The following is a 20,396-nucleotide window of genomic DNA, read 5'->3' as shown; positions in this document are numbered from 1 at the left end:
GCGTTCTTCCTTGTCCTGGCGCGTGTTTCCACAGGTTGGATGTAGTGGCGATCAGTCCGCTTCATACCGCTCTGTGATCTCGTAGATCATGGTTGTGACACCGCCGTAGTCGCGGGTGACTCCGAAGCCGTACCCGTCAAAGACAGTGACGAAGTCCGACGGCAGATCCTCGGCGAGCTTCACGCCGGTGGCGGCCTCAACCACGATCGGCGGGCGCGCGCCCTCTTCGTTATCCATGTAGAACACACCCTCGGCAGCGCCGCGAATGCGGTCGGGCGGCAGGTAGTCCGTGATATCGGCGTCCGTCCAGAGTACCGAGCCGTCGGCCGCGCTCATCGCCGTCAGCCCGTCTTCGCCGAAGCCGACACAGCCGATGACCGCCACGCCGTCATACGAGCAATCCGGCTCGGTCTCGGTGACGACCTCGGCGAGTTTCGTCCCGGCACCGCTTTCGGCATCGATTGCGACCAGCAGGGCGCGGAATCCGTCCGAAGCGCCGAGCATCCCCATGTCGCCGTCTTGGAGCAGCACTACCTCGCTGCCCTCGAGCCACTTCGCCTCGAAATCATCGACCGGGGGGTATGCGTAGCTCGGTTCGCCGCCGCTCAGCGGCAGCACTTGAAACTCCAGGGCGGTCTCCGTGAAGTAGTCGCCTTCGGTTGGCGTGTAGGCGGTCCCGATGACGGTTTCGCCTTCGACCCGGAGCGCCTTGAACCCGTCCGACTGCCAGATCAGCTCACCGGTGACGCTGTCGAACAGGTAGGAGCTGGCGGTGTCATATGTCCGGTAGCTCTCTTCATCGAGCATCGTCCCGTCCACCGTGACGAGGGTGCGGTCGCCCTCGGATTGGGCGATGTCGATCGTCCCGACTTGATAGAAATCGTGTGGAGCGGCGCCAGTGAAGCGGAGGGAGCCGTCGGCGGTGTCGAAGGTGCGCAACGAGATCTGCTTGTCTTCGCCCTCGTCAACTCCGAAGGCGTGGAAGAGCAGCACCTCCTCGCCGCTGTAGGCGAAGCGGACGGAAGTCCCTTCCGAAGTGGCGCTGAAGGACTGGTCGTGCTCTGGCACCGCCTCGCTGATCTGGGTCTGGTCCTCGAGGTCGATGAGGCGGATCAGGGAGGTGTTTGCGCCGTCCTCGAATTCGAGCCCGTAGTAGGTGGTGCCGTCGATGAACTGTGTCTTGGCCGGCGATTGCAGGATCGGGACCGGGTCGAAGGCGATCGGAGGACCTTCGGGCGAGATCTCGGCAGCCTCGTCGCCGCCGGGTGCCGGATCGATGGTGCCCTCGGGTGGGTCGGCGGTGCAGGCCGTCGCGATGAACAGCGTTGCGGCGCAAGATAGCGGAAGGCAGAGAGAGGTGAATCTGTCACGCATCACCCGATGCTACCGATTGGATGCAATTCGCTATGTCCGCCGGAGTTGTCGACGTTGCGATGGTCGGGGTGTTCTCAGATGAGCTCCTTGACCTCACGCTCTCGCCTACCGATTCACGTTGCAGGCGTCCGGGACGGACCGGGACAGGTTTCAGGTCGATGCGTGCTTGACGACCGCAACCGAGTTCGCGACGATTCCCCCAACCGTGTTCGCGGCGGGGGTCGACGCCGAGTTCGGGACTGAGTCCGGGGCTGAACTCTCGGCCGGGTTCGCGCCCGCACAGACGGTCGGGGTCACTCCTGAACACGTTCCCGAACCTTTATCCCCCGAATACCTCCTTCGAACAAGGTGCAGCGCAATGAAAGTCGATCCGGACGACCTCGAAGAAGCAGGCTCGAAACACCTGAAGGCCCTGGCCGACGAGTACGACGAACTCGTCCTCGACGCGGCCCGATCGACGCGCGACCGCGCCGAAGCGTTCACGGGCAACGGCAAGTCCAAAGCCCTCCTCGAAGCGTTCGACGACGCGTACGAGATGTTCTACACCGTCACTTACCAAACGGGCGTGAACATCCGGGCCATGGGCGAGACCCTGGTCGACTTCGCCGAGAACCACCGGATGACCGATCGCGATGTCGAGCGGTCCTTCGAGGACCACGAGGAAGCGATCGACGAGGCGCGCAGCACCCGCCGCAAGACCGGCCCAGCGCAGCCGCCGTCACCCGAACTCAAAGACGAACCCCTGCCCTACAACCGAGGAGGCGTGAGCTGATGGCCTTCCCCGCAGGCACCCCGACGCAGGCCCAAGTCCGGGGCCTCTGGGACCAGTGCCGGAACCAGATCGAGTTCCGGTACATTCGCGAAGCCTTGGCGATGTACGTGGCGGACCTGCAAAGTCGCGGCGTCGACGTGGTTCCGTGGGTCGACTCCGAAGCCATCCCCTCGCGCATCCCCGAGGGCTACACCGAGGCGAACGCCAGGATCCTCAAGCAGAAGGCGACTGAGGCCACCTCCGCCGTCCTCGACTCGTTCGAGGCGGCCTACGCCCCGTTCTTCAGCAAGACCCAGGAAACCGAACTCGAAGAGCTGTACGCGAAGTACGCCGGGTACCGCAACACCCTCAACAAGCTCCACACCAGCAGCGACATCCAAGCCGTCAAGGATCTGACCCGCGACTGGAAGGAGAAGGCCGCCGATCCCTTCCGCGATGAGTTCCTGATGCCCCTCCGCGGCGCGATCACGCGGCACCGGGACATCGCCGGGTACATGGCGGGCGCGTTGGCAATGGAGGCCTCGGCGCAGGTCGCGATCCGCAAGGCGTTCGCCGAGCTGCCGCTGGCCGCGTGCAGTCCGCACACCTCGTATGGACAAGGCGCCCAGAACAAGCAGACGCTCTCGTACATCTCGATCGGGCTGAGTGTCGTCGGGTTGGCGACGATTCCGTTCCCTGTCGTGGGCGCGATCGTCGGGGTGGGCGGACTGGTGGCATCGGTGCTGGCGGAGAGCATCCAGAACGTCCAGATCTCGCTGAAGATCCCGGATACCACGAACATGAAGTTCGGCGAGTTCGTGAACACCGTCCACGCGGCGATCACGTCGCTCTCGAACGGCCTCGACGAGGGCCGGGAGCAGGCCGCCAAGAACCTGCGGGAGTCCATGGCGGGCGCGACTTATGACATCGAGGAGTGGAAGACCAAGCCGAACCACTACGCGCCGGGTTCGGAACTGCTCGACTGAGCCTCGATTTCGCTCCCACCGGGTTCCCACCGGCCCCGCCTGGACCTCGACTGAGCGCCTCGACTCGACCCCGCATGAAGATGCGTCCCTCCGACTCCCTTGTCCCAGTGGGTGGCGGCGCTCAGCCTGACGCTTGTGGACGCGCGGTAGCTTCGGCGTAACCACCGAGAGTAGGAGCCTGGACCACTATGGCCGGAGCACTGTCACGCCGCAACCTGTTCAAGATCGGCGGAGGTGTGGCCGCGGCGGGAGTCGGCGCTTCACTTGCCGCGCAGGCGCAGGAGGTCGCATGGCAGTCCGACCTCGTGAGCATCGGCGCGGACGGGATGCTGAATTACATGCGGAGCCCTTCAGCGGCAAGAAGATCCCCGACTTCAGCTGGGCGGGCTACCGCGACGGCGAAAGTCCGATACCGGACGTCGCGGAGGTCCCGCTGCGCGCCACGGACGTCCCGATCGTCAAGACGATCGGCCCGCTCATCGGCCAGGACAACACCGCGCATCTTCAGGCGGCCCTCGACGAAGTGGGTTCGATGCCCATGCAGGAGAACGGGTTCCGCGGCGCGCTGTTGCTGAATCCGGGACTCTACGAGGTTGCGAAGACCGTCTTCATGCAGCGGAGCGGCGTCGTGCTGCGCGGTTCGAGCCGCTCTGCCGATCCCGGCGTCGGCACGATCATCCGGTCGACCGCGACCGCGGGGGCCGAGGACGGCGGCGTCGAATGCCCCCTCTGGGTCGGCGGCAAGGCCGGCGGCTGGGAGGCGGATGTGAAGGACCCCGTCACCGGAATGCCGATCCCGGTGAAGGACACCGCCACGAACGTGACTTCCGATCGCGTGCCCGCCGGATCGCGGCGGCTCACCCTCCCGGCACCGTCAACGGCGTGAACCAGTTCCCGGGAAATCCGACCGGGTACATCGAGCCGACCAGCGGGCCCGGTCTGGAACCGGCGTCGCTGTACCGTGCCCAGCTTGGGAACCGGGTGGGCATCAGCATCGACTTCTGAAGGCCTACCTATGAGTTCCGAGGACGGGCGCCTCTGAACCACAGGGCGTTGTCGTCGCGCAGCATGGCGAGAGCGACCAGAGCGGCGAGGAGCGCGGCGGCTGCCAGGACGTCGGCGGCCGGGACCCACCATGGGAGGGTTTCGAGGATCCGGTCCAGGATGTCGACCGTGCTCTCGCGTCCGGCCGTGTGCATGCGGAGCCAGAGGGCCGGTTGTCCGAGGCATCCGAGCGCTGCCCAGATCGAGGCGGAGACCGTGAGGGTGAACGATCGTCGTGCGCCGATGCCGACGCTTCTTGCGGCGCAGATGAACAGGAACGCGGCGAGGCCGTAGTTGAGCGATGCCAGGAAGGCGCCGATCTCCAGGAGGATCGGCACCGACTCGAGCAGGTCGGGGTCGGTGCCCTCTATTCGGGCCGCACGGTACTGGGCGGCGCGGCCCTCCTCGTGGAACGTGCCGAGTCCTGCCAGCTTGAGGGTGAAGGCGGCGGCGAACGCGATCGCGACCGTCCACAGTACTGCGACAGCTTGGCCGACTTCGGGTGGTCGTGCCGGAATTCGCATAACTGAGGTTGTCACGGAGTACCCCCAGGGCCATGGTGCAGTGCGGCGAACCGAGCGGAGGGGCGTCGGTGGGACCGCTCGGTCCCGGACAGGGTCGGGACGCAGGCCGTCGCGTTGGACGGCGTTGCGGCGCAGGGCAACGGAAGACGGAAAGCGGTGCATCTGTCTTGCATCGACTGAGGCTACCGATTGGATGCAATTCGGGATGCTCACCGGAGTCGTAGACGTTGCAGTGGTCGGCGCGTTCTCGGGCGAGCTGTTCGACCGTGCTTCGGCAATGGGTGTTCCTGCGATCCCGACCTGGTCGTTCATGCCGCAGAATGGTCAGGGCGGCGACGTCTGACGCCCACTTTCGCCGATCGTGCGTCGGCCCGCAGCTGAGGAGTACGCCTGCCATGCCGGATGCAGCACATGTACCGCCGCAGCGGGACAGCGTGCTCGAGGGGTTGGCCGGGAATCCGGCCCTGCCGGCGGGAATGGTCCGGCGTTTCCTCGAGTACCGCAAGGGCATGGGCGGCGTCGCGATGCGTCCGGACCTGAGCGAGGACATGATCGCCGCGATCATCGCGATCGACGACCGCTGGCTCACGCACGCGCTCGCGTGCAACCCGGTGCTTCCCCACGCGTTCCGGATGCGCCTCGCTGAGCACCCCGATGCGGCGATCCGCAGGGCCCTGGCCTCGCGCTCGGTCGCGTTCCCTCGCGCGCTGTACGAGCGGCTGGCGGGGGACGAGGACCCGAAAGTCCGCGAATACCTGGCGGGCAATGAGCACGTCCCGGAGGATCTGCTCGCCCGCCTGGCGGAGGACCCGCACCCGGCCGTCCGGGCGAAGCTCGCCCAGTGGTTCACGCAGGCGCCGGAACCGGTTCGCCAACGTCTCCTGACCGATCCGGACGAGCGGGTGCGCCAGGCGGCCTGCTCGACCTATTACGCGAGGACGCCCCACCCGGTGCCTCCCGCCGACCTGCTTCCGGCATTGCTGTCCGACCCCGCCACCCGGGCCGGAGCGATCCGGCACTGCGCGCTCGACGCCGACACGGCCGACCGGCTGGCAGCGGACCCGGACGAGCAGGTGCGCAGGCAGCTCGCCGACCATCCGGACCTCCCGGCGCGACTGCGCGCCGTGCTCGCCGCGGATCCCGATACGACTGTGGCGCTTGGCATCTTCGCCAGAAAGGACACCCCGGAGGCGCTGCGCGCCGAGATCCATGCGCGGATCCCGTCCGAACCGCTCTCGGCGGCCCGGTTCGAGGACCTGGACGAAGGCGACGATGCGGCATTCGAACGGCGGATCTCGGACGAGATGGCCCGGATCGAGTTCTGGTCGATGCGCCTGCCGTGGGTGACCGCCGATCCTCTGCCTCATGTGGACTCGCCCTATGCCTGCTTCCGTGCCTCGGCGGCAATGGGCGACGACCTTCCGGAAGCGGCCGTCACCCGTCTCCTGAACGACGCGGAGAGCAGCGTCCGCACCATGATGGCGCAGCATGCCCGCGACAGGATCGACCCGGCCACCGCCGAACGCATCGACCGCGGCTACCGACCGGGCAAACGCACCGACTGGCGTCCGGCGGACGACTTCCCACTCCCGCCGGAGGCACTGCGCCGCCTTGCCGCCGACCCGGAACCCCGGATGCGGGAACTCGCACCACGGGACCCCGACCTGCCGGAGGACCTGCTTCGCCGGCTCGCGGCCGATCCCAACGAAGCGGTCCGGGCCGTGACCGCGACCCATGGGCGGCTGCCGACGGACGTGCTGGTGGGGCTGCTCGACGACCCGTCCGCGTGGGTCGCGAAGACGGCGGCGGGCAACCCGAACCTGCCTGTGGCGCAGATGGACCGGATCCTCTCCCTGGCAGGTCTGTAGCAGGCCCCGACAAGGCGGTGAACGCGGTCGAACCAGGAGTTCGAGCCCGGTCTAAGCGGCGGGGCCGTCGACCGGGCCGTGGGCGAGGTGGACGCTCTTCGCGCCGCCCCTCATACGGATGCGGCGGGCCAGGGCGACCGCGTGCTTGACGTCGGTGGCCAGGAACAGGACCGTCGGGCCCGATCCGGAGACGTGCGCGGCGAGGGCGCCTTCCTCGAGGCCGCCGTGCATGAGCGAGGCGAGCTGCGGGCGGAGGCTCACGGCGGCGGCCTCCATGTCGTTGATGAGGAGCCGGGCCATGTCGTCGGCGGTCGCGCCCCGTTCGAAGGCCTTCACGATGGGATCCACATCGGACGAGTACCGGCCGATGCCGTCCTCGCGGAGGCGGTCGACCTCTTTGTAGCAGTCGGGGGTGGAGATCTGGGTGTCCGTGGTGGCGACGACCCAGTGCCAGGTGCCCTTGGCCTTCACAGGGGTCAGTTCCTCGCCGCGGCCCCTGCCGATCGCGGTCCCGCCCTTGAGGCAGAACGGGACGTCGGAGCCGAGGCCCGCCGCGAGCCGGTGGAGTTCCGCGTCGCCGATCTCGACCTCCCAGAGCCGCGCGCAGGCGATGAGCGTCCCGGCGGCGTCGGCCGACCCGCCGGCGAGGCCGCCGGCGACGGGGATGCGCTTGTTCAAGTGCAGCTTGACGTCGGGTTCGATCCCGGCGTACAGGGCGATGAGCTTGGCGGCCTTGTGAGCGAGGTTCGCCTCGTCGGTCGGCAGCGTGCCCGCGCCCTCGCCGGAGATGGTGATCTCGATGCCCGGTTCGCCGCCGTCTTCGCTGCGCCGCTCGGCGGTCACGGTGTCGTGCAGGCTGATCGCCTGGTACACGGTGGACAGTGCATGGAAGCCGTCGGCCCGGGCGTCCCCCACGCCGAGGTGCGGATTGATCTTCGCTGGCACTTCGACACTGATCTGGGCGCCGGGCTGGGCTGGCGCGGTCTGTCCGGTCATGAGGCCTCCTGAGACGGTGTGGTCGCGCCCAGAGCCTCCTTGGCGTCGGCGAGGGCGATGAACTCCGTAATGTCCAACGATTCACCCCGCCTGGTGGGTTCGATTCCCGCGCGATCCAATACGGCGTCCACGTCGGCGCCCGCCCAGGCCTTGAGCGACTGGCGCAGCATCTTGCGGCGCTGCCCGAACGCCGCGTCCACGGCGCCGAAGACCTCGGCGCGGTTCGCGTCGGGGCTCTCGATGCGCTCGAACGCGACGAGGCCGCTCGCGACGTTCGGGACCGGCCAGAACACGTTGGGCGACACCGAACCGGCGCGACGAGCCTTCGCGTACCAGGCCATCTTGACGCTCGGGGCGCCGTAGATCTTCGAGCCCGGACCGGCGGTGAGGCGGTCGCCGACCTCGGCCTGGACCATCACGAGGCCCTTCTGGAGACTCGGGAAGGTCTCCAGAGCGTGCAGGACCACCGGCACGGCCACGTTGTAGGGCAGGTTCGCGACGAGCGCGGTGGGCGGCTCGGGCATCTGGTCGGGCTTGATGCGGGCGGCGTCGGTCTCGACGACGGTGAGCCGCTCGTGCTCTTCGGGGGCGCGGTGCTCCACCGTGGTGGGCAGGGCGAGGGCGAGTTTCGGGTCGATCTCGACGGCGATGACGCGCTTTGCGATCTCGATGAGCGCCAAGGTGAGCGAGCCGAGACCGGGGCCGACCTCCATCACGACGTCGTCGGCGTCGAGCTTGGCGACGTTCGCGATGCGGCGCACGGTGTTCGCGTCGACGACGAAGTTCTGGCCCCACTTCTTCGTCGGCGTGATCTGCAGGCCGCGCGAGAGCGAACGGATGTCGCCCGAGGTCAGCAGGCGCGCCATCAGCCCTGGCCCCCGGCGAGCAGGGGTTCGAGGACGAGTCCCGGGTAGTCGTTCACGATCGTCTGGATGCGGTACTTGTTCGGCAGCGCCACCAGGTGCGCGCCGTCCCTCGGACGGGTGAAGATCTCGACGCCGGGCGCGGTGCGCAGGCGCTGGGCGCCCTCGGCATCGGTGAGGCGGGCGAGCTTGAACGGCAGGTGGTCGATCGTCGCGGGGACGTCGAACTCGGCCTGCAAGCGCGCCACGGTGACCTCGAACTGGAGCGGGCCGACGGCGGCCAGGACGGGCGTGGCCTCGCCGCGGCGCTCGGAGTAGAGGACCTGGACGACGCCTTCGGCGTCGAGCTGCGCGATGCCGCGACGGAAACGCTTCGCTTTCGACGTGTCGTGCATCTGGAGCGCCCCGAAATGCTCGGGCGCGAACGCCGGGAGCGGCGGGTACTCGACGGCCTTGCCCGTGTAGATCGTGTCGCCCACCGAGAGGCCGGTGGCGTTGACCAGGCCCACGATGTCGCCCGGCCAGGCCTCGTCCACGGTGTCGCGGGCCGAGCCGAACAGGGTCTGGGCGTACTTGGTGGACATGGTGCGCTTGCCCTGCGCCTGCGTGACCTGCATGCCGCGCTCGAAGCGGCCGGAGCAGACGCGGATGAACGCGAGCTGGTCGCGGTGCGAGGCGTTCATGTTCGCCTGCGACTTGAAGACGAAACCTGAGAAGCCGTCCTCGATGTCGCGCGGCTGGCCCTTGGCGTCCTCGCGGGAGAACGGCGACGGCGCGATGTCGACGAGCAGGTCGAGGAGCTGGCCGACGCCGAAGTGGACGAGGGCCGCGCCGAACAGGGTCGGCGTGGTCTGGCCCGACTCGAAGGTCTTCGGGTCGAAATCGGCCTCGACCTCGGAGAGGAGCTCGGACTCTTCCTGGGCGCGTTCGTAATCGGGGCCGAACTGGGCCAGCGCGGCGTCCTCGTCCAAGAACTCCGCGGTGGCGAGCTGCTGGCCGCCGGGGGAGCGCTCGTAGCGGACCATGCCCGGGACCTGGGGGCCGGTCGTGCGGCGGCCGTTCGATTCTTCCCCGAAACCGACGCGCTCGATGACGCCGCGGAACTCGCCGCCGACGCCCACCGGCCACGTCACGGGCGTGGGCTTGATGCCGATGCGGGTCTCGATCTCCTCGATCAGCTCGAGGGCGTCCTTCGCGGGCCGGTCCCACTTGTTGATGAAGGTGATCACGGGGATGCGCCGGGCCCGGCACACCTCGAAGAGCTTGAGGGTCTGCGGCTCGAGGCCCTTCGCGGCGTCGAGGAGCATGACGGCCGCGTCGACGGCCGTGAGGACCCGGTAGGTGTCCTCGGAGAAGTCGGCGTGGCCGGGCGTGTCGAGGAGGTTGACGACGCAGCCGCGGTACTCGAACTGGAGGGCCGCGGAGGTGATGGAGATGCCGCGGTCCTGCTCCATGGACATCCAGTCGGAGACCACGCCCTTGCGGTCGCCCTTGCCGTGCACGGCGCCGGCCGAGGAGATCGCCCGGCCGTACAGGGCGAGGGCCTCGGTGATGGTCGACTTGCCGGCGTCGGGGTGCGAGATCACCGCGAAGGTGCGGCGGCGCGCGGCCTCGGCCGCGATGTGGCTGGACATGGATTCCTCAAGGTGTAATGGAGCGGGCCCGACGTTCAAGAGTAGCCGTGAAGAGCGACACGGCCCGGCTGCGCTACCCCGCGAGCTCCGCCTTCACGATCGAGGCGACGAGCTTCCCGTCGGCCCGGCCCGCGGTCTTAGGGCCGATCGCCTTCATGACCTTGCCCATGTCCCTCGGACCGGCGAAACCGCCCTCGGCGATCACGTCGCGCACCAATTGCGTGACTTCGGCCTCAGTGAGCTCGCTCGGCAGGTACCGCTTGATCACGGCCTCCTCCGCGAGCTCCTGTTCCGCCGACTCCTCGCGTCCTCCGGCACGGAATCCCTCGGCCGCCTCGCGACGCTGCTTGGCCTGCTTGACCAGGACTTTCACGACGTCCGCGTCCTCGAGTTCACGCGGTTCCTTACCCGCGAGCTCCTCGTTCCTGATGGCCGTGAGCACCATCCGCAGGGTGCCTAGCGTCACCTTGTCCTGAGACTTGAGGGCAGATCGCATATCGGTTTCCAACTGGGTCTTTAGCTCACTCATATCTCGACAATCTACCGTTGGGGTATGAAGATCAGCCGTGGACTAGCCGCAGCAGCCGGGATCGGGGTCGGCGCCGGGGCGCTGGCGCTCGCCTACGCCTCTCTCTATGAGCGCGTCCAGTACACGCTCCGCCATTTCGCGGTGCCCGCACTGCCTGAAGGCGCCGAGCCGATTCGGGTCCTGCACATCTCCGACCTGCACATGACGCCCGGTCAGGTGCGCAAGGCACACTGGGTCGCGTCGCTCTCCGCGCTCGACCCTGACCTGGTGCTGCTCACCGGCGACAACCTCGCCCACCCGGGCGCGATCGATCTCGTCACCAAGACGCTCCTGCCGCTGTTCCGGGCGCCGGGCGCGTTCGTGTTCGGCTCGAACGACTACTACGCGCCGGTGTTCAAGAACCCGCTGCAGTACTTCAACCCGAACCACGAGCACAAGTACGGGGAGCCGCTGCCCACCGAGGAGCTGCGGAAGGTCCTCGTCGGCGGGGGCTGGCTCGACCTGAACAACGCCGCCGCCGACAAGGTCGTGTCCGGCCTCAACGTCCACTTCGCGGGCGTCGACGACCCGCATTTCGACCTCGACGACTACGAGCTCGTCGCCGGGCCCGTCCCGGCGAGCGCGGACCTCTCGATCGGGCTGACACACTCGCCGGAGCCGCGCGTGCTCGACGAGTTCGCGCGCGACGGCTACGACTTCGTGGCCGCCGGGCACACGCATGGCGGGCAGGTCTGCGTGCCCGGGTACGGGGCGCTCGTCACCAACTGCGGGATCGACCGCGCGCGGGTGAAGGGCCTCCACCCGTGGGAGGACACCTGGCTGCACGTCTCGGCGGGTCTGGGCACGAGCCCGTACGCGCCGGTGCGGTTCGCGTGCGCGCCGGAGGCCAGCCTCCTGACGTTCGTGCCGAAGGCGTTCTAACCGCTTGCACTCGAGGCGCGCTCCGGGCCAGAATGTGACCGGGCCCGGAGCGCCCCCACCCCGTTCGCCGGGGTGCGGCACGTTCAGGTAGCATTTCCAATCGACGCGAACGCCCAGCGTGCGCGGGAAAACAGAACATCGGGTTGTGGCGCAGCTTGGTAGCGCACCTCGTTCGGGACGAGGGGGTCGCAGGTTCAAATCCTGTCAACCCGACCATTGCTCAAGCCAGGAGTTTACTCTTGGCTTGAGCTGTTTTTTGGCCAGCCGCCCGAGCAGGGCGGTCTTCCGGCGGGTAGTCGGTCGGCCCCACGGCACATTCCCTTGGGCTTACGACCGGCATGGCCCGCACCATTCCCCCTGGTGCATCTCCTTTCGCCCGTAGGAGTGCCCATGCCCAGTCAACCTGTCGCAGATGGTCCGCACCAGCGCCTCGCGAAGCGCTGGTCTGAACTTGCCTTGGTCTGGAAGGCGATCGTGATCGTCAGCGCCGCAGTCGTTTTGGTGTCTTGCGACGATCCCGGTATCGGGCCCTTGTATCCCAGCGACTCCGTGACGGAGACCGAGACGTCCTCGCCGCCGACTCCTTCCGCGCCCGAAAGCACGACTACTCGGCCCGCGCCCTCTCCGTCTCCGTCTCCGTCTCCGTCACCCTCTCCGTCACCCGTTCCGTCCGCGTCACCGACTCCGTCACCCTCGCCATCTCCGTCGCCGGCCGTGCCGGAGAACGAGGAGGACGAGTCCGTCTACTACGAGAATTGTGATGAGGCCAGGGCGGACGGCGCCGCTCCGCTGTACGAAGGGGAGCCCGGCTACGCGCCCCACCTCGACGCTGACGGCGATGGCGTTGCTTGCGAACCCTATTTCGGCGACGACCCGGGTGGCGGCAACGATGACGGCGGCAACGGCGACTCAGACGCCCACTACGAGAATTGCGATGAGGCCATGGCGGACGGTGCCGCTCCGCTGTACGAGGGGGACCCGGGCTACGACGAGCACCTTGACCGCGACGGTGATGGGGTCGCCTGCGAGACCTGATTCCACAGCCCGAACGAGTCAGACCCGGGTATGCCTCCAGCGCTCCCGACGACCGGAAACCACCGGCTTCAATCGTTGGTGGTTGCCTCGCCGCGGTTGAAGCACCACTTCCGGGCACCGCGGGTCGCCAGGCAGGCGACGGCGGCAAGCGGCATCGCGACGTACGTCAGAACCCAGAGCATCAGTTCGGGCCTGCTCTTGCGCTCGTACCCTTCCGGTTCGGACATCTCCGGGAGCAGAAGGGCTGCGATGAGCACCGCGACCGAGACGCAGAGCAGCATGGCTGAACACCAGGTGAGCAGGCCGCGCCGACTGAGCAGGGCCGAAAGGACTCCAAAAGCTGCAGTGACGGCTGCGATCAGCGCGATGCTGAAGTAGTCCCTCGCGCCATTCAGATAGAACTGCGTTCGGATGAACTCGTATGCCGTGACGGCGAACCCGTTGGCGAAGAGGACCCACAGCAGCGTTTGGGCCACGGTGACGACTTCGGGTTTGGTCTGAGGCCGGGGCGGTTCGGTGATGGAGACTCCTCGGTGCCGGAAGATCGGACCCATGCTAGACGCTGAGTGCTCAACTCCCACCACCTCATTGAGTGCGGAGATGGCGAGGTACGCCAGCAGTTCTCGCTGGACCCGGGCGCTGAGTGAGTGCCCGGCCCTCTGCGGTCAGAGAGTGATGCTGTTGACGCCGTTCGGGTTCGGGATCACGCGACTGGACTCCGCCGCGTCGCCGCTGCCGATCAGCGCCACCAGCCCCTCGAAAGCCGCGAGGAGTTCCTCGGCGAGTCGCTCCCTGTCCGCCTTGACGACCTCGGCGACCTGGTCGAAAGCCGCGAGCACCTGTTCCCTCAACTCGTCCGGATCCGAGGAGTCCATCCTCGGCTCGTCGGTCGGTTCGAGAGGCAGTTCCGAGAGGATCGTCTGAATGGTGCTCCCCACCCAACCGACGGCGCCCATCACGGGCAGGCTGCCGGGAGCGCTCACGACGACGCCGAGGGCCGTCAGCCAGCCGATGATCGGCTCGAAATCGAGATTGGAACCCGCCGGGCCGTTGTCGATGGCGGTTCCGGCCGTCCTCACCAGGCCGTCGAGGTGATGGCGGACCTTCATCATGATGAGGGAATCGAGCTGTGCCGCATTGGCCAGCGCGTGCGCCATCGCACTGTGGGTCTGCGTCGACCTGGTGAGGTGATCGGAGTAGCGTTCCCGGATCGCGGCGCCGGCGTCGCCGTTCCAGCTCTCGAACCGGTCCTGCACGAGCGCGAGTTTGGCGTCGGTCATCGCGCCGTCATACGACGTGCCCAGTTGCAGGAGATCCTCCACCAGCGCATCGAGGTCGCCTTCGTCCTTGTCCACGAGGTTGTCGATGCCGACGAGCATGTCGATGACGAAGTTCGTTGCGAGCGGCCAGCACAGGCTGCGCAGTTCTTCCTCCTCCGCCCGGGTCATGTGCGTCTCGAAGTCGAACGTCCAGTTCTCGCGCGGGCTCTGGATCGTGCTCCCGGTGGGGTACCGCTCCTTGAAGAACGCGTCGTAGCGCGACCGGACGTACAGCATCTGGAGCGGCTCGTTGAACTTCGCGACCATCTCCTTGAGCTCGTCCTTGCTCGGCGGCGGGTCGTCCTTCATGCTCTGGAACGTGGCGAACTTCGGCATGGTCAGCGCCCTCTGCGTTCGTCGAGGGGCGGCCGGTCGCCGCCACGGTCGGTCAGTCCGGGCGGTCGTCCGAACAACGGTTCAGGTTCGATCTCGTAGTCCTGGTGGTCGACCGGCTGCCGCGGGTCGCCCGAAAGCGCGTCCTCGTACCCGGAGCCCTTCTCGGCCGTGTCGAAGTTGTTGAACCGGTAGCCGCTGTCGTAGTCGTATTCGCCCTCGTCGACTTTGGTGAACTCGCTTGCGACGGAACCGGTCAGGCCCTCGCCGGTCATTTCGAAGTCGCGCGCGCCGGCGTTGTCGGCCTGCCGGTACTCGTATCCGGCTTCGGCCACGCTCACGCCGACGGCGCGGTGGCTGTCGGCCGTCTCCTCGGTGACCGCGTACAGGAAGCGCTGGCAGCGCATGATGGCTTCGCCGAGGGCGTTGCCCGCCGGCGAACTGCTCAGCGTCGGAATGAGCCCGCGCCCTGCGCTGTTGCCGATGGCGGCGAGCCGGTTGGCCATCTCGTCGTAGAAGTCGGCCGCGTACGGCAGCGTTATCTCCCCTACGTCGATCAGATCGTCGGGGTCGACTTCGAGTCCGGGCATCGCTTCATCCCTTGAAGTTGTATGGGGCGGTGGACGAGGGCGGAGCGGACCGTCCGTTGGAGGGGCGCCTTCAAGGTAGGGCGGGGGACGGCCGAAGTAAAGGCGGTCGACCGGCGGTTTACCGGCAGGATCCGGAGTTGGGGTACGAGGATCCCGCTGGGCTGTCCGAAGGAAACCGCGTCCGCCGCGACGCTGGGCAGCCTGCTGGTCAGGGCTTCAGGGACTTGCAGCCGGCCCAAAAATCTGATGATTGTGCTACAGGATGGGTTCCTTCTCTGCCTCGTAGTGCATTTTATCCGCGATTGCGCGGCTCTCTTGACGTGATACGTCATATGTACGTACGATTGGATCTCGTATTGATGAGCTTCGATTGAAGGCGCTGGCCTTCATGGCACGCAAGGAGAAACGGCTTTGAGACAGCTCTTGAGTCGGGACCGGTCTGCGCGAACGCGCAGGCGCGTCCCCCGTCCGCTGCTGGCGTTGATCGGCGCCGTGGCCGTCGCCGTCGGCTCGTTCGGCGCCGCGGCCAATGCGGCGCCTGCCGCCGATCCGGCATCAGACGTCACCACACTCGCCTCGAGTGCCGGATGTGGGAGCGCTCCGACTATTTCGAGCGGCACGCATAGCATCCAGGTCGGCGGCACGAACCGCTCGTTCATCCTGCGGGTCCCCGACAACTACGACAGCAGCCGCGCCTACCCGCTGATCTTCGCGTTCCACTGGAACGGCGGCACGGCCGGCGACGTCTCCGGCGGCGGCACCGACGGCGCGAACTGGTCCTACTACGGGCTGCAGCGCCTGTCGAACAACAGCGCAATCTTCGTTGCGCCGCAAGGCATCAACAACGGCTGGGCCAATTCCGGGGGCCAGGACGTCGCCTTCGTCGACGCCATGAACGCGCGGCTGGAATCCGGTCTCTGCGTCGACACCGCGCAGCGCTTCGCCCTCGGCTTCAGCTACGGCGGCGGCATGAGCTACTCCCTCGCCTGCTCGCGGCCGACGGTCTTCCGAGCGGTCGCGGTCTATTCCGGGGGTCAGCTCAGCGGGTGCAGCGGCGGCACTCAGCCCGTCGCCTACCTCGGCATCCACGGCATCTCCGACAACGTCCTCAACATCTCGGCGGGGCGTTCGCTGCGCGACAGGTTCGTCGCCAACAACGGGTGCACCCCGCAGAATGCCCCCGAGCCCGCCTCGGGCAGCCGGACGCACATCGTCACCAGCTACTCCGGTTGCAGGGCGGGCTATCCGGTCCAGTGGGCGGCGTTCGACGGCGGCCACACCCCCGGCCCGATCGACGGTACCTATGAGGACGGTTGGCAGACCTGGACCTCCGGAGTCACCTGGAACTTCTTCTCCCAGTTCGGGTCCGGCGACCCGGGCGGCGGCGATGACGGCGCGATCGTCGGCGCCCAGTCCTCCCGCTGCCTCGACGTCACCGGCCAGTCCCAGTCCAACGGCGCCGATGTGCAGCTGTGGGACTGCAATGGCGCAGCCAACCAGCAGTGGACCAAGACTGCCACCGGTGAGCTGCGCGTCTACGGCGGCAAATGCCTCGACGCCGAAGGCGGAGCGACCGCTCCCGGTACACGGGCGATCATCTGGGACTGCCACGGCGGCGCGAACCAGAAGTGGAACGTCAACGCCAACGGCACCATCACCAACGCCCAATCAGGACTGTGCCTCGATGCGACGGGGAACCGGACCGCCAACGGCACCAAGGTCGTCCTCTGGACCTGCAACGGCGGCGCCAACCAGAACTGGGCGCTCAGGTGAGTTGAGTAGTCGGACGACCTAGGCCAAGGGGGCCGCGAGGCCCCCTTTTGCGTGCCCGCGCGGGTTCACCCGTGTTCGGCGTCGAAGCGGGCGCGGGCCTGCTGAATGTCCGGCAGCCGCTCGGAAGACCAGTCGAGGAGCGCGTCGATGAGCTCCTGGAGCGTATTGCCGATCGGGGAGATGCGGTATTCGACGGCGACCGGGCGGGTGCCCACGATGACGCGCTCGATCATGCCGTTGCGTTCGAGCCTGCGCAGCGTCGTCGTGAGCGACTTCTGCGTCACAAGCGGGATCGCCCGGCGGAGCTCGTTGAACCGCAGCGATTGGCCGCACAGCTGGTCGAGCACCTGCAAGGACCACTTGTCGAGGATCTGATCGAGCAGTTCGCGGTGCTCGGGAGTCAGCTGCTGGTTCTCGGTGGTTTCGCCCATGAAACCTAGTCTAGTTGAAGTTCCCTTCAGGAACTAGGTATACAAGAGAAACCACTAGTTCTCTGAAGGAGAGGAAACCGCCATGTCCGTCAAACTGCTGAACCCCGAGGGCATGTTCCAGCCCGTTCCGTACCACCACGTCTCGGTCGCCACCGGCACCCGCCACGTCCACGTCGCCGGGCAGATCGCCCGCGACGCCGAGGGGAACCGGCTCGCCACCGGCGACCTCGCCGGGCAGGTCGTGCACGCGCTGCGCAACACCGCGCGCGGGCTCGCCGGAGCCGGGGCGGGCTTCGGCGACGTCGTCCGCCTCCGGTTCTACGTCGTGCGCTGGGAGCGGGAGATGATCGGCGACTTCATGGCCGGCGTCGAACGCGCGGTCGCGGAGCTCGGGATGCCGCAGCCGCTGCCGCCGGTGTCGCTCATCGGCGTCGACTACCTGTTCGAGCCGGACGTGCTCGTCGAGGTCGAGGCCGAGGCCGTAATCGACTGAGCGGCAGGCGAAGGCCGCTCCGCGTAGCGGCGGTGGCTTCGCCGGCCGAGGCCGACCCGAAGCTCCAGGCCAGAGAGCACCGCCTCTGGCCTGGCCATGCCCGGGACCGCGGGTCGGGGGTGGAGAAAACTTCACCCTGAAGTCGGGCGTCAGCGGCAATGTGCGCGGGCGCGGACGATCTTAGTGTTCTAAGCATGGATATCTCAGCGGCGCCGGCGATCCCATGGCGCAGAGCCCCGCGAGCAGTGGTGCGGGCGTACTGGGCCGGATCGACCTGGCGCTCCCTCATGCATCTCGTCACGGGGGGCGTGCTCGGCACGCTCGGCGGCGTCGCGATCTTCGCGCTAGTGGCCACCGGTATCGGCGGGCTCATCACGATCGTGATCCCGATCATCACGGGCGGGACGCTGCTGGTCGTGAACGGCCTGCTCACCGCGATGCAGCGCAGCCGCCACACCGCGTTCCTCGGCGCCGAGTGGCCCGAAGGGCCGTTCACCCAGCCGGTCACGTTCGCACCACGGGCGCTGCTGGCCCTGGTGAAGAACCCGCGGACGTGGCGGCAGTTCTCGTATCACGTGATCGCCGGGATCTACGGGTTCTTCGCGGCCGCGTTCGCAGTCACCGCATGGACCACCGGTCCCGCGATGATCCTCGCGCCGCTCATCGGACGCGACTCGGAGCTGCGGGCCAACTGGATCCTCTTCAGCACAGGCGTAGCCGTGACGATCGCGGCGCCATGGATCACTCGCGGATTGGCCGCACTCGACGGGCTCCTGGCCCGAATCCTGCTGGGCACCAGCCGAACCGAGGCGCTGGAGATGCGGGTGACCGACCTCGCCGCCAGCAGGAACTCTACTGTAGACGCCGCGGACGCGGAGCGCCGCCGCATCGAACGGGACCTCCACGACGGCGCGCAGCAGCGACTCACCTCCCTCGCCATGAACCTCGGCATCGCCCGCGCCACCCTCAACGACCTCCCCGAAGACGGCGCCCGCGCCATCGCCGAAGCCCACGAGGAGGCCAAGCAGGTCCTCACCGACCTGCGCGACCTCGTACGCGGCCTCCACCCGGCCGTGCTCGAAGACCGCGGCCTCGACGCCGCGCTCTCCGCGGTCGCCGCCCGGTCGCCGATCCCCGTGCGGCTCAAGGTCGACATGGACCGCCGCGTCGCCCGCGACGTCGAGGCCGTCGCCTACTTCGTCGTCTCCGAAGCACTCACCAATGTGGCCAGACACTCGGGCGCCGAGCACGCCGCGGTCGAAGTCGCCCTTGCGGAGCGACAACTGCGGCTGCGCATCGCCGACGACGGACGCGGCGGCGCCGACCCCCAGGGCGGCACCGGACTCCAAGGACTCGCCGACCGCGTCCGATCCGTCGACGGCGCCTTCCGCATCACCAGCCCCCTCGGCGGGCCCACCACCATCGAAGCGGAGCTGCCATGCGCGTCGTGATCGCCGAAGACTCGGTCCTGCTGCGGGAGGGCCTCGCCCGGCTCATGGAGGTCGGCGGCGTCGAAGTCATCGACACCGTCGGCGATGCCGAAGCGCTGCTGCGCTCGGTCGAGCGCGACTGCCCCGACCTCGTCGTGGCCGACGTGCGGATGCCGCCCGACCAGAGCGACGAGGGCGTGCGGGCCGCGCTGGTGCTGCGCCGCCAGTACCCGGACCTCGCGATCCTCATGCTCTCCCAGTACGTCGAGGAGCGCTACGCCGTCGAACTCCTCACCGGGCAGATGCGCGGCATCGGCTACCTCCTCAAGGACCGCGTAGCCGACGTGACCGAGTTCCTCCACTCGCTGCGCCGCGTCGCCGACGGCGGCACCGCGCTCGACCCCGAAGTGGTCTCCCAACTCCTGGTGCGCAGCAACGGCAGCGAGCTGGACCGCCTCACCCCGCGAGAGCGGGAAGTGCTGTCGCACATGGCCGAAGGCCGCTCGAACGCCGGCATCGCCGAGGCCCTCGTCCTCAGCGAAGGCGCGGTCAGCAAGCACATCAACTCGATCTTCACGAAACTGGGGCTACCGCCCACCGACAGCGGCAACCGCCGCGTGCTCGCCATTCTCAAGTTCCTGCAAGGCAACACGAAGGACCGGTCATGATCGACACCCCCGAGAAGCCGACCACCGCCACGAAACCCGAAGAGCACCGCACCGCCCGCACGGTCTGGTGGATCGTCGGCGCCGCCTGCACCGCAGTCGTGCTCCTGTTCGCCCTCGCCGTCAGCGGCGCCTGGATCTGGTCGGTCGCCTCGCCCGAGGAGACCGACACCCACAGCGAGACGTACGCGCAGCATGTCGCCGGCGTCGACGTCACCATCGACATCGGCCGCATCGACCTCAACGCCTCCACCGACGGCACCCTCGTCGTCGACCGCGAGACCCGCTGGCGCGGTGAGCAACCCGAACCGAGCGAATCCTGGCACGGCGACACCTTCACCGCGGTCAGCGAATGCGACGACCGCTTCTTCGTCATCAGCGGCGACGAATGCGAGTACCACTACACGCTCGCCATGCCCAGCGGCGCCGCGGCCGAAGCCGAAAGCTCGGTCGGCGACATCCGGATGGACGGCCTCGACGGCGCGATCGACGTCGAGACCAGCGTCGGCGACATCCACGGCGAGAACCTGTACGCCACCGAGACCCGCGTCGAATCCGGCGTCGGCTCGATCCACTTGGAGTACGCGGAGGTGCGCGGCGACATCAACGTCATCGCCAGCACCGGCAGCGTCGAGATCCTCGTGCCCGATGACGGCACCACCTTCGAGGTGGTGTTCGAGAGCGGCGTCGGCGAGCAGCACATCGACATCGCGACCGACCCCTCCAGCAACGCCGACTACGTCATTTCGGTCAACAGCAGCGTCGGGGATCTCACCGTCCGCTACGCCGACTGACAATCCCCTCCCGACGCCCGCAGCCGGTCTCCGGCCGCGGGCG

Annotated in this window: 23 protein-coding genes and 1 tRNA gene; 14 read left to right on the top strand and 10 right to left on the bottom strand. The window is 67.9% G+C overall.

What is annotated here, in order from left to right:
* Positions 1-51 precede the first annotated feature (51 nt).
* On the bottom strand, positions 52-1,374 hold the full coding sequence (locus O1R50_RS19355) for a hypothetical protein (protein WP_270111824.1): 1,323 nt from the start codon (positions 1,372-1,374) through the stop codon (positions 52-54).
* 358 nt (positions 1,375-1,732) lie between these two features.
* On the opposite strand from O1R50_RS19355, the gene O1R50_RS19350 reads away from it, so the two are divergent.
* From O1R50_RS19350 to O1R50_RS19335, 4 genes are all read left to right on the top strand, one after another.
* Positions 1,733-2,146, top strand: coding sequence for a hypothetical protein (locus O1R50_RS19350; RefSeq protein WP_270111823.1), 414 nt, complete (start codon positions 1,733-1,735; stop codon positions 2,144-2,146).
* Positions 2,146-3,111: a hypothetical protein gene (locus O1R50_RS19345; protein WP_270111822.1), complete on the top strand. Its 966-nt coding sequence runs from the start codon at positions 2,146-2,148 to the stop codon at positions 3,109-3,111. The genes O1R50_RS19350 and O1R50_RS19345 overlap by 1 nt, the downstream gene beginning before the upstream one ends.
* Before the next feature lie 289 nt (positions 3,112-3,400).
* Positions 3,401-3,997 carry a hypothetical protein gene (locus O1R50_RS19340; RefSeq protein ID WP_270111821.1) on the top strand — a complete coding sequence of 199 codons (597 nt, stop codon included), beginning with the start codon at positions 3,401-3,403 and terminating at the stop codon, positions 3,995-3,997.
* Positions 3,994-4,116: a hypothetical protein gene (locus O1R50_RS19335; protein WP_270111820.1), complete on the top strand. Its 123-nt coding sequence runs from the start codon at positions 3,994-3,996 to the stop codon at positions 4,114-4,116. Before O1R50_RS19340 ends, O1R50_RS19335 begins: the two co-directional genes overlap by 4 nt.
* 8 nt (positions 4,117-4,124) lie before the next feature.
* Here the strand turns inward: O1R50_RS19335 and O1R50_RS19330 are convergent, their stop codons facing one another.
* Complete coding sequence (locus O1R50_RS19330) at positions 4,125-4,679, bottom strand: hypothetical protein (protein WP_270111819.1); 555 nt, start codon at positions 4,677-4,679, stop codon at positions 4,125-4,127.
* 205 nt (positions 4,680-4,884) lie between these two features.
* Here O1R50_RS19330 and O1R50_RS19325 point away from each other — a divergent pair, with 205 nt between their 5' ends.
* A complete protein-coding gene (locus O1R50_RS19325) occupies positions 4,885-5,022 on the top strand; it encodes a hypothetical protein (RefSeq protein ID WP_270111818.1) in 138 nt (45 codons plus the stop codon).
* Positions 5,023-5,074: 52 nt separating this feature from the next.
* Complete coding sequence (locus O1R50_RS19320; protein WP_270111817.1) at positions 5,075-6,547, top strand: hypothetical protein; 1,473 nt, start codon at positions 5,075-5,077, stop codon at positions 6,545-6,547.
* Between the two features lie 51 nt (positions 6,548-6,598).
* Here O1R50_RS19320 and O1R50_RS19315 read toward each other — a convergent pair whose 3' ends face one another.
* The 4 genes from O1R50_RS19315 to O1R50_RS19300 form a co-directional block, all read right to left on the bottom strand.
* Positions 6,599-7,543, bottom strand: coding sequence for a 4-(cytidine 5'-diphospho)-2-C-methyl-D-erythritol kinase (locus tag O1R50_RS19315; protein WP_270111816.1), 945 nt, complete (start codon positions 7,541-7,543; stop codon positions 6,599-6,601).
* Positions 7,540-8,409 carry a 16S rRNA (adenine(1518)-N(6)/adenine(1519)-N(6))-dimethyltransferase RsmA gene (gene rsmA, locus O1R50_RS19310; RefSeq protein WP_270111815.1) on the bottom strand — a complete coding sequence of 290 codons (870 nt, stop codon included), beginning with the start codon at positions 8,407-8,409 and terminating at the stop codon, positions 7,540-7,542. The genes O1R50_RS19315 and rsmA overlap by 4 nt, the downstream gene beginning before the upstream one ends.
* Positions 8,409-10,040, bottom strand: coding sequence for a peptide chain release factor 3 (locus tag O1R50_RS19305; protein ID WP_270111814.1), 1,632 nt, complete (start codon positions 10,038-10,040; stop codon positions 8,409-8,411). The genes rsmA and O1R50_RS19305 overlap by 1 nt, the downstream gene beginning before the upstream one ends.
* Positions 10,041-10,113: 73 nt before the next feature.
* The gene (locus tag O1R50_RS19300) at positions 10,114-10,569 is read right to left on the bottom strand and encodes a GatB/YqeY domain-containing protein (protein ID WP_270111813.1); all 456 of its coding nucleotides are present in this window, start codon (positions 10,567-10,569) and stop codon (positions 10,114-10,116) included.
* 24 nt (positions 10,570-10,593) lie between these two features.
* Here O1R50_RS19300 and O1R50_RS19295 point away from each other — a divergent pair, with 24 nt between their 5' ends.
* From O1R50_RS19295 to O1R50_RS19285, 3 genes are all read left to right on the top strand, one after another.
* Positions 10,594-11,490: a metallophosphoesterase gene (locus O1R50_RS19295; RefSeq protein ID WP_270111812.1), complete on the top strand. Its 897-nt coding sequence runs from the start codon at positions 10,594-10,596 to the stop codon at positions 11,488-11,490.
* A gap of 139 nt (positions 11,491-11,629) precedes the next feature.
* Positions 11,630-11,706 (top strand) — tRNA-Pro (locus O1R50_RS19290).
* A 498-nt stretch (positions 11,707-12,204) separates the two neighbouring features.
* Positions 12,205-12,525 (top strand): excalibur calcium-binding domain-containing protein, encoded by a 321-nt coding sequence (locus O1R50_RS19285; RefSeq protein WP_270111811.1) that lies wholly within the window; start codon positions 12,205-12,207, stop codon positions 12,523-12,525.
* A 68-nt stretch (positions 12,526-12,593) separates the two neighbouring features.
* On the opposite strand, the gene O1R50_RS19280 is transcribed toward O1R50_RS19285, so the two are convergent.
* From O1R50_RS19280 to O1R50_RS19270, 3 genes are all read right to left on the bottom strand, one after another.
* A complete protein-coding gene (locus tag O1R50_RS19280) occupies positions 12,594-13,079 on the bottom strand; it encodes a hypothetical protein (protein ID WP_270111810.1) in 486 nt (161 codons plus the stop codon).
* Positions 13,080-13,190: 111 nt separating this feature from the next.
* Positions 13,191-14,180 (bottom strand): hypothetical protein, encoded by a 990-nt coding sequence (locus tag O1R50_RS19275; RefSeq protein WP_270111809.1) that lies wholly within the window; start codon positions 14,178-14,180, stop codon positions 13,191-13,193.
* 2 nt (positions 14,181-14,182) lie between these two features.
* On the bottom strand, positions 14,183-14,767 hold the full coding sequence (locus O1R50_RS19270) for a hypothetical protein (RefSeq protein ID WP_270111808.1): 585 nt from the start codon (positions 14,765-14,767) through the stop codon (positions 14,183-14,185).
* Positions 14,768-15,241: 474 nt separating this feature from the next.
* On the opposite strand from O1R50_RS19270, the gene O1R50_RS19265 reads away from it, so the two are divergent.
* The gene (locus O1R50_RS19265) at positions 15,242-16,540 is read left to right on the top strand and encodes a lectin (RefSeq protein ID WP_408612752.1); all 1,299 of its coding nucleotides are present in this window, start codon (positions 15,242-15,244) and stop codon (positions 16,538-16,540) included.
* 65 nt (positions 16,541-16,605) lie between these two features.
* On the opposite strand, the gene O1R50_RS19260 is transcribed toward O1R50_RS19265, so the two are convergent.
* Positions 16,606-16,971 carry a winged helix-turn-helix transcriptional regulator gene (locus O1R50_RS19260; protein ID WP_270111806.1) on the bottom strand — a complete coding sequence of 122 codons (366 nt, stop codon included), beginning with the start codon at positions 16,969-16,971 and terminating at the stop codon, positions 16,606-16,608.
* 82 nt (positions 16,972-17,053) lie between these two features.
* Between O1R50_RS19260 and O1R50_RS19255 the strand changes: the two genes are divergently transcribed.
* The 4 genes from O1R50_RS19255 to O1R50_RS19240 all read left to right on the top strand — a co-directional run bounded on the left by O1R50_RS19255 (position 17,054) and on the right by O1R50_RS19240 (position 20,353).
* On the top strand, positions 17,054-17,464 hold the full coding sequence (locus O1R50_RS19255) for a RidA family protein (RefSeq protein ID WP_270111805.1): 411 nt from the start codon (positions 17,054-17,056) through the stop codon (positions 17,462-17,464).
* Positions 17,465-17,658: 194 nt separating this feature from the next.
* On the top strand, positions 17,659-18,915 hold the full coding sequence (locus tag O1R50_RS19250) for a sensor histidine kinase (protein ID WP_270111804.1): 1,257 nt from the start codon (positions 17,659-17,661) through the stop codon (positions 18,913-18,915).
* Entirely contained in the window at positions 18,903-19,562 is a 660-nt protein-coding gene (locus O1R50_RS19245) for a response regulator transcription factor (RefSeq protein ID WP_270111803.1), read from the top strand. The genes O1R50_RS19250 and O1R50_RS19245 overlap by 13 nt, the downstream gene beginning before the upstream one ends.
* Positions 19,559-20,353, top strand: coding sequence for a DUF4097 family beta strand repeat-containing protein (locus tag O1R50_RS19240; protein WP_270111802.1), 795 nt, complete (start codon positions 19,559-19,561; stop codon positions 20,351-20,353). Before O1R50_RS19245 ends, O1R50_RS19240 begins: the two co-directional genes overlap by 4 nt.
* Positions 20,354-20,396 lie beyond the last annotated feature (43 nt).

The organism is Glycomyces luteolus, assembly GCF_027622875.1.
Classification (GTDB): Bacteria; Actinomycetota; Actinomycetes; order Mycobacteriales; family Micromonosporaceae; genus Glycomyces; species Glycomyces luteolus.
This window is presented reverse-complemented; position numbering and strand designations above follow the sequence as displayed.

What these genes read in the sequence shown, in the direction of transcription:
- O1R50_RS19275 (WP_270111809.1), bottom strand. Translation starts at nt 14,180, where the DNA reads ATGCCGAAGTTCGCCACGTTCCAGAGCATGAAGGACGACCCGCCGCCG.
- O1R50_RS19270 (WP_270111808.1), bottom strand. Translation starts at nt 14,767, where the DNA reads ATGCCCGGACTCGAAGTCGACCCCGACGATCTGATCGACGTAGGGGAG.
- O1R50_RS19295 (WP_270111812.1), top strand. Translation starts at nt 10,594, where the DNA reads ATGAAGATCAGCCGTGGACTAGCCGCAGCAGCCGGGATCGGGGTCGGC.
- O1R50_RS19350 (WP_270111823.1), top strand. Translation starts at nt 1,733, where the DNA reads ATGAAAGTCGATCCGGACGACCTCGAAGAAGCAGGCTCGAAACACCTG.
- O1R50_RS19320 (WP_270111817.1), top strand. Translation starts at nt 5,075, where the DNA reads ATGCCGGATGCAGCACATGTACCGCCGCAGCGGGACAGCGTGCTCGAG.
- O1R50_RS19260 (WP_270111806.1), bottom strand. Translation starts at nt 16,971, where the DNA reads ATGGGCGAAACCACCGAGAACCAGCAGCTGACTCCCGAGCACCGCGAA.
- O1R50_RS19345 (WP_270111822.1), top strand. Translation starts at nt 2,146, where the DNA reads ATGGCCTTCCCCGCAGGCACCCCGACGCAGGCCCAAGTCCGGGGCCTC.
- O1R50_RS19250 (WP_270111804.1), top strand. Translation starts at nt 17,659, where the DNA reads ATGGATATCTCAGCGGCGCCGGCGATCCCATGGCGCAGAGCCCCGCGA.
- O1R50_RS19245 (WP_270111803.1), top strand. Translation starts at nt 18,903, where the DNA reads ATGCGCGTCGTGATCGCCGAAGACTCGGTCCTGCTGCGGGAGGGCCTC.
- O1R50_RS19305 (WP_270111814.1), bottom strand. Translation starts at nt 10,040, where the DNA reads ATGTCCAGCCACATCGCGGCCGAGGCCGCGCGCCGCCGCACCTTCGCG.
- O1R50_RS19255 (WP_270111805.1), top strand. Translation starts at nt 17,054, where the DNA reads ATGTCCGTCAAACTGCTGAACCCCGAGGGCATGTTCCAGCCCGTTCCG.
- O1R50_RS19340 (WP_270111821.1), top strand. Translation starts at nt 3,401, where the DNA reads ATGGCAGTCCGACCTCGTGAGCATCGGCGCGGACGGGATGCTGAATTA.
- O1R50_RS19315 (WP_270111816.1), bottom strand. Translation starts at nt 7,543, where the DNA reads ATGACCGGACAGACCGCGCCAGCCCAGCCCGGCGCCCAGATCAGTGTC.
- O1R50_RS19240 (WP_270111802.1), top strand. Translation starts at nt 19,559, where the DNA reads ATGATCGACACCCCCGAGAAGCCGACCACCGCCACGAAACCCGAAGAG.
- rsmA (WP_270111815.1), bottom strand. Translation starts at nt 8,409, where the DNA reads ATGGCGCGCCTGCTGACCTCGGGCGACATCCGTTCGCTCTCGCGCGGC.
- O1R50_RS19330 (WP_270111819.1), bottom strand. Translation starts at nt 4,679, where the DNA reads ATGCGAATTCCGGCACGACCACCCGAAGTCGGCCAAGCTGTCGCAGTA.
- O1R50_RS19280 (WP_270111810.1), bottom strand. Translation starts at nt 13,079, where the DNA reads ATGGGTCCGATCTTCCGGCACCGAGGAGTCTCCATCACCGAACCGCCC.
- O1R50_RS19355 (WP_270111824.1), bottom strand. Translation starts at nt 1,374, where the DNA reads ATGCGTGACAGATTCACCTCTCTCTGCCTTCCGCTATCTTGCGCCGCA.
- O1R50_RS19325 (WP_270111818.1), top strand. Translation starts at nt 4,885, where the DNA reads ATGCTCACCGGAGTCGTAGACGTTGCAGTGGTCGGCGCGTTCTCGGGC.
- O1R50_RS19300 (WP_270111813.1), bottom strand. Translation starts at nt 10,569, where the DNA reads ATGAGTGAGCTAAAGACCCAGTTGGAAACCGATATGCGATCTGCCCTC.